Genomic DNA, 13,013 nt, shown 5'->3' with positions numbered 1-13,013 from the left:
GTCGTTGCAAAAAAAATTGGTAAAGATTTATAATAGGAAACGGCAGAACAGGGTGTTGAAAGGAGAGAGTCCTATGAAAAGCGGCTTTCATTCCATCCATCATCGGTTGTTCTTGCTGTTTCTTTTTTGCATGTCCAGTATTCTGCTTATTGTCAGCCTGCTCTACTATAACCGGACTACGGTACAATTGCATGAGAAGATTAGTGATTTGTCGCAAAAGAACGTCTCCCAGACGGCAGGGTTGTTCACCTTGCTCTACAAAGGATATGACTCTCTGTCCAAATCACTCAGCAATAACTTCGAGATGATTCGATTGATTAATGAAACAACGGATGAACCAGCAGTGGCTTACATCAATGAGCAGACCGTCACCAACATTATCGGTTCCATATTTTATTCACGGGATGATCTGGTGGGCATCCATGTCATCACGGACAAAGGTAAAATCTATAATTACGGCAACTATATGAATGTCGTAGACCCCAAATATCAAAGTCAGGACTGGTACAAACAGCTTCAATCCTCTTCAGGCAAAATGGTCTGGCTCGGTGTGTATCAGCATTCGTTAATTGACCAGGTGGAGGACAGCCCGGTGTTTGCTTTTGGCCGGCAAATCTATGATCTGAATGAGCACAAACCAATTGGCATTGTTCTCTATGAGACGAATCCACAGCCTGTTCTTGACGCTTTGGAGAACCTTAAGCTGGGTGTGCACAGCCAGGTGTATTTGATGTCAGAGGATGGGCGGTTTGTGACCTCAGCAACAGATCCGGCTCCGGTAAGGGAGACTTTGCCTTCCTTGCAGAACTTCCAGCATGAGAGTGTGCGGCAGGAATCTGGGCGTCTGGTGGTGGCTTCCCGGCTTTCTTTTTCCGGATGGTGGGTGATGAGTATTACCCCGGATAAGGATCTCAATGTGGAACTGAAAGAGATGAAGCGCTATTTGCTCATTGTCATCTCGATTCTGATCTTCGTGTCGACGTTAATCGCTTCTATCGTGTCACAGACGATCTCCTCACCGCTGAAAAAGCTGATCCGCGAGATGAGGCAGGTGGAGGTCGGCAACTTCCGGGGGATGGTCAATGTGTCGTCCTACCAGGAGATTAATATTCTCGTTGCCTCCTTTAACCGGATGGTCCGGCGGATTGAGGAACTGATTGAACGCGTGAAACTGTCCTCTGTGAGTGAGAAAAATGCTGAGCTGCATGCGCTGCAGTCCCAGGTCAATCCGCATTTTCTCTACAACACACTGGATATGATCTACTGGATGCTGGATGAGGAGGGGAATGAGCAGCTCGGCGAGCTGGTTCTTTCCCTCTCATCAATGTTCCGGTACAGCAGTCAGTGGGAGGATGCAGCAGAGGTTACGCTGCGCGAAGAGCTGGAGCAGATTGGCCATTATCTGAAGATTATTTCCATCCGCCTGGAAGGAAGGCTGCAGATTGTGATGGATATTGACGAGCGCTGGCTGAACATCCGTCTTCCGAAGATGACCGTTCAACCCGTGATTGAAAACGCCGTTAAGCATGGACTGGAGTCTCTGGGCCGCCAGGGTATTCTGAAGGTGTACACACGCGAAGAGGATTCCATCCTGCAATTGATTGTGGAGGACAACGGCGACGGAATGACTGCAGGGCAGCTGGAACGCTTACTACAATCCCTGAACGGGAATAGTCCCAAAGAAGGCAGTAAAGGCGGGATTGGACTACAGAATCTGCACCGGCGCTTGCAGCATATGTTCGGAGAGGAATACGGGCTACACATTCAGAGCTTTCCCGGAGAAGGAACCCAGGTTGCTATTGTGCTGCCGATTAGGTTGGAAGGAGATAACTTAACGTGAATATTCTTGTAGCTGATGATGAAAGGGTCATCCGCGAAGGCATCATACGGACCATCGGACAGATCAGTCCGGATCATCAGGTGTTTGTGGCGGCTAAGGCGGAAGAAGCGGTCAAGATTATGGAAGAGCAGCGGATTCACATCGTTCTGACGGATATTTTGATGCCGGGAATGAGCGGGCTTGAATTCATGAAGATCTCCAAGCGCAGATATCCCTACGTGAAATGGGTAGTGATCTCGGCCCATAGTGAATTCTCCTATGCGCAGGAGGCAGTACGTCTCGGGGCGAGGGATTATCTGCTTAAACCCATTGGCAAGAGCAAGTTGCTGGAGATCATCACGAATCTCACTCTTGAAATTGAGCAGGACAACGATATTTCCCGGCAGGGAGAGAGGCTGAAAGCGAGCCTGCGGTTTCTGCGGGAAGGCGTCTTTCAGCGTCTGGCCTCAGGGCTTGATATCGGTAATCTGGACATAGAGCCTTTTATTGAGGATTATAAACATTTCTATATGGTGATGGTGCAGCTGGATTCTGCGGACAGAAGCATACGGCTGGAGCATTTTATTGTGGAGAATGTACTATCAGAGCTTATTGAGCTGCATGGGCGGGGTTTTGTTGTCAGCTATGACCGCCAGAGTCTGCTTGGACTCATTACCTTGCGGGAGGACGCCGAGATTCAGCAGTTTCTGGAGGAGGTCAAAGACCATCTCACCCATTATTTAAAAATCCCCTTTCAAATGATCCACTCCGGTCTCAGCTATGACTTCAGTACAGTCCCGCAGGTCGTCAAACGGATGAGGGAAGCTTCGGCTCTACAGGCCCTGGAGCTTGAGCCGATGAAGGGGAGCGGTGAAAAGGCGGTAGATGTGGCGCTGCACTATATCAAGGAGCATTTCAATGAAGACCTGTCCCTCGAAAAAATGGCTTCGGTAGTATTTCTGAATCCGGCATATTTCAGTCAACTGTTTAAGCAAAAAACCGGGCAGGGTTACAAAGACTATGTGACTTCGCTGCGGTTGGAGCAATCCAAGCTGCTGCTGCTTAATCCCAGACTAAAACTGGCTGAGATCGCCGAGCACGTGGGGTATCAGGACATGAAGCATTTCACTCAGATGTTCCGCAAAAGGTACCAGTTAACCCCTACCGAGTATCGCCAACAGCAGAATATCAATATTCTGATGAGTAAAGGAACGCCGCCGTCATAAAGAACACACTGATAATCCAAGTAAAAAAGGAAGCGGATTCCAGTTTTGAAACCGGTGTCTGCTTCCTTTTTTGACTGCTTATCATGCAGCTGTGTATGGCAGGTTAGATGTTGTTGAAGCTGTTAAAAGCATTATATCCGCCATCATAGTCGTTCAAGAAGATAACTGCAATAATGACAATGGCAATAATAACGGCATAAATAATCGTGCCAACAATTCCGCAGACCAGCCCTGCAATAGCCATGCCTTTACCTTGTTCGTTACGTGTGCGGATCTCTTTGAAAGAAATCGCGGAGAGAATAATCGCAATAATCCCGAATATCAGACCAATATAAGGAGATACAATGGATAAGATTCCGAGCACCAGGGCGGCAACGGATTTGCCGTTTGTCTTGGCAGGCGCGGGTGGCTGCGTGTAATATTCCTGATTTCCAAATTGCGGGGGTTGATAACTCATGTGATAGCTCCTTTTATGTGTTTTGTGAATAATAGCTCCAGTGTATTATATAATATTTTCCAACCGGAGATGTGCGCATTCCACTATTTATTTATATCGGTCGAACTATGTAGTTTATTCAATTTCCAGCAGAGAGACATTTTTCAGCAGGTTCATGCGCAGTTTTCCCAGAATCCTGTCGTACTGGATCATATGAATTCACCTCCTGTCCATTAGAGGATCCAGAATCGGCCATTTCTTCAATATTACTATATAATCCTCCAATTGACCTTAATAATTTTGATGAATAGGATCGGTCTATGCCAACATGAAAAGACTGCACGTTCGTCCAAGGATGGCGGAGTGCAGTCTTAATCTTTAGCTACGTTTCATTTTTGGTAACACCATTTAAGCTTGCTACGTAATCGGCAGCTTTATTGTTGCTAACCATTTGAGGTTCCTCAGTGAGATGATCGTGATTTTGCTGATTGTTCTTCTTATCCGCACGGTTATTGGCGCGGTCGTGTTTGGGATCGGCACTGTTTTTGGGCATAACGTTCACCTCCATCTCTTTGAACTTAGTATGAGACGGTGTTTTGTATTTTATCCCAGCATCTTTCCGGCAGGCTGCCATAATAATTATGCCCATGGACATTCTTTTTTCATTGGATATATAGTAAATACTTGCATATATGTAATTATCATGGTAAATTATTAATATAAGTTTGGGATTCATTTTGGGCCCAATAGTCAACTTAATTAGCTGTAAATGTAAGGCGAGAAGGAGCATTTCCCCCAATGCTCCTTTTTGTTATGTCCAGTTGTTCGTATGGAGATTTCTTTTCGATTAATGTTTCTTTAAGAAATCAGAGGTACACTTAGTGTGATACGAGCCATAAGGTAGGATAAGGAGAGATAGCATGCACCAATTATTGAACGCTATAACCGATGCCGCTCTGAATCTTGTAAGTACGCTTGGAATCTGGGGAATCTGGATTGGGATGGTGCTGGAGAGCGCCTGCATTCCCATTCCAAGTGAGGTGATTATGCTAAGCGGCGGGCTTCTGATTGCCAGAGGAACGTTGTCCTTTCCAGAGGTCGTGACTGCGGGAGTACTCGGCAATCTCGTTGGATCTGCTGCGGCATTTTATGTGGGGGCTCATGGTGGCAGAAGATTGCTGGAGAAGTATGGTAAATATATACTCTTCAATTCCCGCCATCTGGAGCAGTCTCAGCGCTGGTTTGACCGTTATGGAGAGGGAACAGTGTTCTTCACAAGGATGATGCCGTTTATCCGGACCTTCATTTCTTTGCCTGCCGGAATTGCCGGGATGAAGCCCGGGAAATTTATTTTATTCACTGCACTGGGTTCCTTGCCATGGAATATCGCGCTGGTGTATCTGGGATATCGCCTTGGTGACAATTGGACAATCGTCGAGCAATATATGCGGCCTGTGAGTTATACCCTTTGCGGTGCTGTTGTTGTACTGATCATCCTGTGGCTGGTACGGAGAAGCAAAGAACGTACTTCTTAACGGTTATACACAATCTAATCCTCCCGCAGCATCATGCGGTATTCACTGGGCGACATGCCGCAGTATTTGCGGAACTGCCTGGAAAAATATAATGCATCGTTGAAGCCGACGGATGAAGCTACTTGGTCAATGGTAAGAGTACCTGATAGCAGACTTTTGGCTTTGTCCATCCGCATCTTCAGTAAATATTGCTTGGGGGAGAGGCCTGTTTTCTGTTTGAAAGCCTTGGACAGATGCGCACGGTGATAGCCGAGTGTTGCCGCCATATGATCTATACTGATTTGTTGATGGAATTGCAGAGAGATCCAGCGGATGGCCTGGTCGATCTGTCGGTCGATGATTTCCGGCATTTCCATGGGTCTGGCAGGCAGCATGGATAGGTTATCCTGCCCGAAATGGTGAAGCAGAAGCCGAGTCCATCCGGATGCTTCCAGACTTTCCAGACGCGGATAAGCAGACTGCCGGAAGGAGAGACGGATCCGTTCGTAAAGGCTGTGCAGCTCCCGGATGTTCTCGGATTGCAGCAGCGGGCGCTCCCTTGTAATGCCGATATCGGATAACAGTCCGGATACCCCTGTACCTTGAAGCGCCACCCAGGCATAATGCCAAGGGTTAAGATCATCCGCCTGATAGCTGAAGAGAGAGCCTGGAAAGATCACGAAAGTGTCGCCGCTCCTGCACTGCTGAGACGCAGCGCTGCTCTGGAAGCAGCCCTCACCCTCCAGAACCGTATGGATCAGATAATAATCATGGACGGAAGGTCCGATTTTATGACCGGGATAGGGCTGGCCTTCACCGCTGAACAGAACAGCCAGGTCCTGCTCCTCAGGAAGCAGATTGAAGCCGGCGGTAAAGGAATAATGCTCAGGAATCATGGATGATCCACCTTTATATCAAGAATGTGACACACTATTGTCAGGCTACAACAGGTATGTTCTAAATGCAACAACGCTCTATAATACTCTTAAGCCTGAGCAATCAGGCTTTTTTGTTGTGGGCTTAGCAGTGGGTGATTAATAGCTTAGAGTGAAACCTAGACATGAGAAGCAAAATATTGAATATATTTGATCCGCAAGGATTTCTCCTGGTACACAAGTTTCTGCTGCTGTTAGTGTCCTATTACATAATTATGGGCTATAGCAATCTGGATGCCTATACGATGTTCACACTGCCTTTTTATCTCATTGGAGATGTGACAGGGCAGATAAGTGAACCGGTTGAATACGTTAACGTAGATCCGGCTGCGCTGTCCCTGTAGGGAGTGGCGCAGCCGGTTTTGTTTTTATTAGTCACGCATAGCTTTTTCACATGGTATTACCTGCCCTGATCCATCTGATCTACATAATCCTTGGCATCCTTCAGCGATAAATTCCGCGCTTCACGAAGCACCTTAATCGCTTGGATTTTCTTGCCTTCAGCCAGCAGCAGATACAGCCTTCTCTCCAGATCCGGAGCAAACTCCATGTTCTGCACATGAAGAGGTGTCGGTATATCCATCCTTGGCTTGACCAAGCCTCCGTCCATGCCTGAGCGGTTATGGATCCGCTCCAGCTGTGATTGCAAGTCGTTAACCCGTCTGCTGAGGGTCATTACCCTGAGCATTAATAAGCTCGAGAGAGCAAGTGAAGCGATCGGAATCCAATCTGTATTTTGCAAGGAAAGAGCCTCCCTATAGGTCATTGGTATATACTCTATTACTCAATACCCGCCGAGCTCAGTAATGAACACACTTGAAGGTTCTAATGAAGAATGTCATATCCCTTCAGTATATATCATGATATTTTGATCAAAAGTTTCTGGAATGTAGCAGAGGGGGCTTGGATATGATTACTCCACACACACTTGAAGAATACTATGTTAGAATTGGCAGGCTGAAACAGAGATATTTGCAGGAGCGTTTTGAGGCGGATCTGCCCACATTTGCCTCCCACGAAGAGGCTGCTGGCTGGTTCCGCAATTTGTTTGCAGATAACTTCATCTTCGTGGAAGAGATGGATGCGTCCCATTCCGGGAAATACTACCTCTATGACATTATTCATGACAGGGAGATTTGGGAACGCCGGCAGCTAGATTTAAGAGAGAAGGGCACAGCCAACGGGCTTGGCATGCTTCTCTGCACTCAGAGAGTGGATATTTATGAGGATGGCTCCGTACAGCTGGCATTTTGATTATATTTTAACGAGTTATGCAGGTCAGTAATCAGAAATGATTATTGGCCTGTTTCATTTGACTGTTAGAAAGATGAAGGATATGCTTATCTTATAATTAGAAACCTAACTATTTTGCGTTAAAGGAGTTTATCCCATGACTGAACAGCTTTCGAACACGCCATTTTCGGATTTGATCCGGGAGATTGGCTTGAAAAAGAAAAGACAGGCAGATGAAAGATTAGCAGAGCTGGGCATGAATGCACAGCAGGGGCAGATGATCGGTTATATTGCGGAGAATCAGGAAAAAGGTCTGATCCAAAAGGATCTGGCGGAGCATTTCAACCGCAAGGAGGCCAGCATAACCAGCATGCTTCAAGGCCTGGAGAAAAAAGGATACATTAAACGGGTGATTCCAAAAGAAAATGAGCGGCAGAAAAATATCTATCTTTTGGAGAAAGCAACAGCTCTGGTCGAGGAGTTCAATGAGATTTTTGCGGAAGTGGAAAAAAGCATCACTGACAATCTTACTGCGGAAGAGGCAGAAACACTGATGAAGTTATTATTAAAGGTGAATTCGAGCCTGTAGGCTGCTTGACATGAAATGCATTTCACAATTTACAGTAAAGGGGACCCTATAAATATACATGAGGAGAACCTGCTATGAACATCAAGTTAATTGCGGTAGATATGGATGGAACTTTTTTAGATGATTCCAAGAACTATAACCGGAAATGGTTCAAACAGCTGTACGCTGTAATGAAGGCAAAAGGCGTTCATTTCGTTGTGGCCAGCGGGAACCAGTATTATAAGCTAAAAACTATTTTTGAAGAGATTCAGGATGAACTCGCTTATGTCGCGGAGAATGGCGCCTATGTCATTGATGGAACAGAAGTATTGTTCACCGGCAGAATCGCACCGGATCAGGTAAACCTGATCGTAGACAAGCTGAGTCAATATGAGGAGATTTCTGCAGTTATGTGCGGAGTGGATGGGGCTTATGTGCTCGAAAGTGAAAGTGATGAATTTTATGAGCTCATGTGCCGTTATTATCCGAGACTGCAGAAGGTTAACGCACTCAAGCAAGTAAATGACCAGATTTTCAAATTTGCATTAATAACTCCTGATTTGACCGCTGGTGGTGTTAATAAATATCTGCCGCTGCTTATGGAAGAGCTGAAGGGTATAGTTGACCCTGTGACCAGTGGTCATCAGTGTATTGATCTGATCATCCCTGGTTGCCACAAGGCATCCGGGCTTGAACGTCTGATTGAGCGATATGGTGTCCGGCCTGACGAATGCGCGGCTTTTGGAGACAGCAATAATGATATCGAAATGCTGAAGTTATGCAAATACAGTTACGCTATGGATAACGCTTCGCCGGACGTAAAAGCTGTAGTTAATTATTACACGGTGAGCAATAATGAACATGGTGTGCTGCATGAGATTTCATTACTTCTGGGAGAACCATCTTTGCTGGAAAATATAGAGGACGGGAAAATAAGATCCGAAATATTAAGATAACAGGCTTCCCGCACATCTTTATCGTACACACTAATTAGGACATAACCAACTAACCAAAACCAGCAGACCTCAGGACTCTGTTGGTTTTGGTTTATTTTATTATGTTTGTATTGTTATTTTTATTTATGCTATTGTTTATAACAGAATGAATGAGAGATTATAGGTTATTAATCAGATATTATACATAGGAGTGATAGGATGCTTACGAAGATCAGCCTGGAAGGCGAATGGAAGCTGCAATTGGATGAGGCGAAAAAAGGACTGGTAATGCCTTTTGTAGATGTCATTGCTCTTCCGGGCACAACGTCCCACGCCCTAAAGGGACCTAAGAACGAGCAAATACTTGTAGACGCTCTCACAGATGAGTACTTGTTCGAAGGATATGCCTGGTATTCAAAAGAATTTGATATTCCGGAGGCACTTTCCGGGAAAACCTGCATTCTGCATCTGGAAAGAACCAGACTTACCACTGTTTGGCTGGATGATATGGAGATAAGTAACCGTGACAGCCTGAACACCCCTCATGTATATGACCTCGGACAGCTTCGTTCCGGCAATCATATACTAACTATCCGTGTTGATAATACGGATTATCCGACTAAAGGCGGACATTTAACTTCGAAGGATACCCAGACTAACTGGAATGGGATTACGGGACGCATTGAACTGCAATTTTACAGTGAATCTTATTTGAGCGGCATTCGTCTTGATCCGGATGTGTCAGGGCGATCAGTTCGTATCACAGCCACTCTTGAAGGCGCGGATGCAGGCACGCTAGCTATTTCGGCCGTCAGTTTGGGTAGCGAGACTGCACAGACCATAACCGGGCAAGAGTATACCATTTCACGCGGAGAGTTTTCAGTCAGCTATGGACTCGGACCGGATGCACTTCTCTGGAGTGAAGCCGAACCCAACCTGTATAAGATAAGTATTACCCTCAGAGGTACAGGTGAAGGAGACCCGGATGAGCATGAGCTGACTTTTGGACTTAGGGAATTCAAGACTGACGGCGACAAATTTACGATCAACGGACAAAAGACCTTTCTCCGCGGCAAGCATGACGGTCTGATTTTCCCATTAACCGGATACGCCCCAACTGATCTGGAGGAATGGCTCAGAATACTTGGCATCTCGAAATCTTACGGCATTAATCATTACCGCTTCCATACCTGCTGTCCCCCGGAGGCGGCTTTTGCCGCTGCGGACATGCTTGGTATCTATATGGAGCCAGAACTGCCATTCTGGGGAACGATTACAGAAGAAACGGATGAGGGCCATAATCAAGCCGAGCAAGACTATCTGATCAGCGAAGGATATGCCATTCTGCGGGCTTTTGGCAACCATCCATCCTTCGTAATGATGTCGCTTGGCAACGAACTGTGGGGCAGCCGAACCAAGATTGATTCCTTTCTGAAAGACTATAAGGCTTTCGATGATAGACATCTCTATACACAGGGCTCCAATAACCATCAGTTTGTTCCGGAAGTCCTGGAGCATGAGGATTTCTTCTGTGGTGTGCGTTTCTCCAAAGACCGGCTGTTTAGAGGCTCTTATGCGATGTGTGATGCCCCTCTGGGACATGTTCAGACCGATGAACCTGGTACCATGAAAGACTACGATGAGCAATTCGTACCTCCCGCTATAGGGAATGGGAATGATCCAGCAGCAGCAACTGGGGATACCATTCAAATTCAGTATGGCACTGAAGCTAAGACCGTACAGGCCGGAGATGCATCCGGTGAATGGATTCCACGAATTCCAGTAGTCTCCCATGAGATTGGACAGTATGCGACTTATCCGGATTATGCAGAAATAAGTAAATATACAGGTTCACTCAAAGCCAAGAATTTTGAAATTTTCCGCGACCGGCTGGAAGATAAGGGAATGGGACATCTCGCTGAGAAATATTTTGAATGTTCTGGGCAGTTGGCAGTAGCTTGCTACAAAGAGGAGCTGGAGGCAGCGTTCCGTACCCGAAAACTTGCCGGATTTCAGCTTCTGGATCTGCAGGATTTCAGTGGTCAGGGGACTGCACTGGTAGGCATTCTTGATGCCTTCATGGATTCCAAGGGGCTCATTTCCGCAGAGGAATGGCGTACGTTCTGCAGTGATGCGGTTCTGCTCGCGAGATTTGAGAAGTATAACTATGTCTCCGGAGAACGTTTCGACGCGCATGTTGAGTTATCCTGGTACCGGAACGGGTCGCCGGACACCCTTGAACTGCAGTGGGAGTTGAATACTGATGGCGGAACACTGGCAAAAGGTAGTTCTGAAGCAGTAATACCGGCTGGGTCCAATTATATTGATATATGTGATTTGTCCATCGTTCTTCCTGAAACCGTGCAAATGACCAAAGCCGTTCTTTCTTTGTGGATACCAGGTACGGATATCCGCAAGAGCTACGATTTGTGGATTTATCCGCAAAATGATAGCGGGGTGCTGGAAGGTGTGCATCTCTTCGAGGAACTATCGCCGGAAGCGATCAACTTGCTGGAGCAAGGTCAGAATGTACTGCTCATGCCAAAGCCGGAGTCACTTCAGAACGCTGTTGAAGGTTTTTACTGTACAGAATTCTGGTGTTATCCTATGTTCCGTTCCATATCCGAGAGCATGAACAAACCCGTACCAGTAGGTACAATGGGTCTGCTGATCGACAATAGCCACTCTGTGTTTCGCGATTTCCCGTGCGAAGAATATTCCACGTACCCTTGGTGGAACATCATTCAGAATTCAAAGTCCATCATCCTGGATGGAATCGATCGGTCGTGGAGTCCCATTGTGCAGACCATTGACAACTTTGAGCGCAACCACAAGCTGGGCTTCTTGCTGGAATGCAGCGTGGGGGCAGGTAATCTTCTGATATGTGCGCTTGATGCGGACAAAACAAGCGTCACTCCTGAAGGCAGACAGTTCTTATCCAGCTTGACCCATTACATGAAATCCGCAGATTTCAAGCCGCAGTACCGTGCGGACGTTGCTGAGCTTCAGGAGTTACTTCAATAAAAAAAGCTAACAGAGGTGTCCTAAAGCCAAGAGTTTGGCTGATTGGGGCACCTTGTTTTTTTAAACAGGGATCCATGTGATTGCTTGGTGTGCGCTTTATTAAACGTTCCAGAGGGTTTGGTAACCATTACTATTCTAGAAACAGCCACGAGGCTATTTACATTGAGTTAAGGGTGCTGGAGGAAATATCTTCTTGTCTACTTTTCCATAGATTATTGATAAGGTGGAGGAAGTATGGATAAGAGGTGATGTAGATCATGATTAGAAAACACTGTTTGTTCTGTGATGAGATGGTCCCTGTTCAACAGGAAGGCGAATATGACAAATATGCAGGATGCTCCTGTTCGCCGGGCGGGTTCTATAGCTTATTAAGAGACAGCTATGAAGCGATTACCTCACTCCCGCACCAAAAGAAACGCGATTTGCTTCATATTGTATCGGCTTATATCCGGGAGCAGACCGATTGTGGCGTGAAGGTCGTCCTAGCTGAGAATGATGTGGAATCCATTACAAATTCACCGGAAATCCCTGTGACCCTTGAAGATAAGGGGACCCGGTTCTTGCAATATTTGTACAGACACTCCGAGGGCCCGGGAGAACCGGTCATCATTCAGCCGCTCTCCAGCAGTTATAACCTGACGTATTCTCCCAACTTGCAAGAGCTGGTATATATCATTGATAAACTCATCGGCGAGCAGCTGATCATAAGGGAAGGCATGACTTTTAAGCTTACCGATAAGGGATGGAGTGAGACTGCGGCAAAGGCTGGCGGCAAAAAAATAAAACCATGCTTCGTACTCATTCCGGACGATGAGGATCAGCGTACAAAATGGCTGGAAATGCTATTGCCTAAAATCGAGCAGTTCGGTTATTTACCCCGCTTGCTTGCACATGACAAAACGCAGAATCAGGATCATAATTCTCTTGAGTTCATCGGAGACAGCAGACTGATTATCGCGGACTTGACCGGTCATTCGCCAGAGGTGTATTTTACAGCAGGATATGCACTTGGTCTGAACATCCCGGTGATATGGACCGTTCACAGCAGTGAGGCGGATATACTTCGGGTTCAAAATAAAGACATTCGTCCAATCGTCTACGATACCGTGGAAGAACTGGCCGTTATCCTGCAGCAGAGACTTAGCTATGGGCGGATAGATGATTTCAAAATATAGGCCGATAAACGCAAGCCGACATACTTAACAGACGTCTCAGTACTAATAAGACGTCTGATTTTTTGAGGGGAGACCGGATCATACGATCCGGTTTCTTTTCTGTGTAACCAAAAATACTAATCATCGTATTATAGAACGTGAACTTGAG

General features: G+C 46.3%; 13 protein-coding genes. 9 read left to right on the top strand and 4 right to left on the bottom strand.

From position 1 onward, the window contains the following. Window positions 1-73 precede the first annotated feature (73 nt). A complete protein-coding gene (locus tag AC0MA3_RS02570) occupies window positions 74-1,840 on the top strand; it encodes a cache domain-containing sensor histidine kinase (protein ID WP_474655065.1) in 1,767 nt (588 codons plus the stop codon). Next, on the top strand, window positions 1,837-3,045 hold the full coding sequence (locus AC0MA3_RS02565) for a response regulator (RefSeq protein ID WP_474655064.1): 1,209 nt from the start codon (window positions 1,837-1,839) through the stop codon (window positions 3,043-3,045). The genes AC0MA3_RS02570 and AC0MA3_RS02565 overlap by 4 nt, the downstream gene beginning before the upstream one ends. A 103-nt stretch (window positions 3,046-3,148) precedes the next feature. On the opposite strand, the gene AC0MA3_RS02560 is transcribed toward AC0MA3_RS02565, so the two are convergent. Both AC0MA3_RS02560 and AC0MA3_RS02555 read right to left on the bottom strand, forming a co-directional pair. Further along, window positions 3,149-3,502: a DUF4190 domain-containing protein gene (locus AC0MA3_RS02560; protein ID WP_379152205.1), complete on the bottom strand. Its 354-nt coding sequence runs from the start codon at window positions 3,500-3,502 to the stop codon at window positions 3,149-3,151. A gap of 361 nt (window positions 3,503-3,863) precedes the next feature. Further along, window positions 3,864-4,034, bottom strand: a complete 171-nt coding sequence (locus AC0MA3_RS02555) for a hypothetical protein (RefSeq protein ID WP_474655063.1) — start codon at window positions 4,032-4,034, stop codon at window positions 3,864-3,866. A 367-nt stretch (window positions 4,035-4,401) separates the two neighbouring features. On the opposite strand from AC0MA3_RS02555, the gene AC0MA3_RS02550 reads away from it, so the two are divergent. Beyond that, on the top strand, window positions 4,402-5,016 hold the full coding sequence (locus tag AC0MA3_RS02550; protein ID WP_474655062.1) for a DedA family protein: 615 nt from the start codon (window positions 4,402-4,404) through the stop codon (window positions 5,014-5,016). A 14-nt stretch (window positions 5,017-5,030) separates the two neighbouring features. Here AC0MA3_RS02550 and AC0MA3_RS02545 read toward each other — a convergent pair whose 3' ends face one another. Next, window positions 5,031-5,891: an AraC family transcriptional regulator gene (locus tag AC0MA3_RS02545; protein ID WP_474655061.1), complete on the bottom strand. Its 861-nt coding sequence runs from the start codon at window positions 5,889-5,891 to the stop codon at window positions 5,031-5,033. Window positions 5,892-6,070: 179 nt separating this feature from the next. Here AC0MA3_RS02545 and AC0MA3_RS02540 point away from each other — a divergent pair, with 179 nt between their 5' ends. Next, window positions 6,071-6,274 carry a hypothetical protein gene (locus AC0MA3_RS02540; protein ID WP_474655060.1) on the top strand — a complete coding sequence of 68 codons (204 nt, stop codon included), beginning with the start codon at window positions 6,071-6,073 and terminating at the stop codon, window positions 6,272-6,274. A 56-nt stretch (window positions 6,275-6,330) separates the two neighbouring features. Here the strand turns inward: AC0MA3_RS02540 and AC0MA3_RS02535 are convergent, their stop codons facing one another. Further along, window positions 6,331-6,672, bottom strand: a complete 342-nt coding sequence (locus AC0MA3_RS02535) for a ribosomal protein L7/L12 (RefSeq protein WP_474655059.1) — start codon at window positions 6,670-6,672, stop codon at window positions 6,331-6,333. 167 nt (window positions 6,673-6,839) lie between these two features. On the opposite strand from AC0MA3_RS02535, the gene AC0MA3_RS02530 reads away from it, so the two are divergent. The 5 genes from AC0MA3_RS02530 (at window position 6,840) to AC0MA3_RS02510 (ending at window position 12,865) form a co-directional block, all read left to right on the top strand. Continuing rightward, complete coding sequence (locus AC0MA3_RS02530; RefSeq protein ID WP_474655058.1) at window positions 6,840-7,184, top strand: hypothetical protein; 345 nt, start codon at window positions 6,840-6,842, stop codon at window positions 7,182-7,184. A 136-nt stretch (window positions 7,185-7,320) separates the two neighbouring features. Further along, the gene (locus tag AC0MA3_RS02525) at window positions 7,321-7,752 is read left to right on the top strand and encodes a MarR family winged helix-turn-helix transcriptional regulator (RefSeq protein WP_474655057.1); all 432 of its coding nucleotides are present in this window, start codon (window positions 7,321-7,323) and stop codon (window positions 7,750-7,752) included. Between the two features lie 74 nt (window positions 7,753-7,826). After that, a complete protein-coding gene (locus AC0MA3_RS02520; RefSeq protein WP_474655056.1) occupies window positions 7,827-8,687 on the top strand; it encodes a Cof-type HAD-IIB family hydrolase in 861 nt (286 codons plus the stop codon). A gap of 198 nt (window positions 8,688-8,885) precedes the next feature. After that, window positions 8,886-11,690, top strand: a complete 2,805-nt coding sequence (locus AC0MA3_RS02515) for a glycoside hydrolase family 2 TIM barrel-domain containing protein (protein WP_474655055.1) — start codon at window positions 8,886-8,888, stop codon at window positions 11,688-11,690. A 257-nt stretch (window positions 11,691-11,947) separates the two neighbouring features. Next, window positions 11,948-12,865, top strand: coding sequence for a hypothetical protein (locus AC0MA3_RS02510; protein ID WP_474655054.1), 918 nt, complete (start codon window positions 11,948-11,950; stop codon window positions 12,863-12,865). Window positions 12,866-13,013 lie beyond the last annotated feature (148 nt).

It is taken from the genome of Paenibacillus sp. LS-5, from assembly GCF_056121505.1.
The sequence above is the reverse complement of the archived record's forward strand: the minus strand, read 5'-3'. Positions and strand labels throughout refer to the sequence as shown.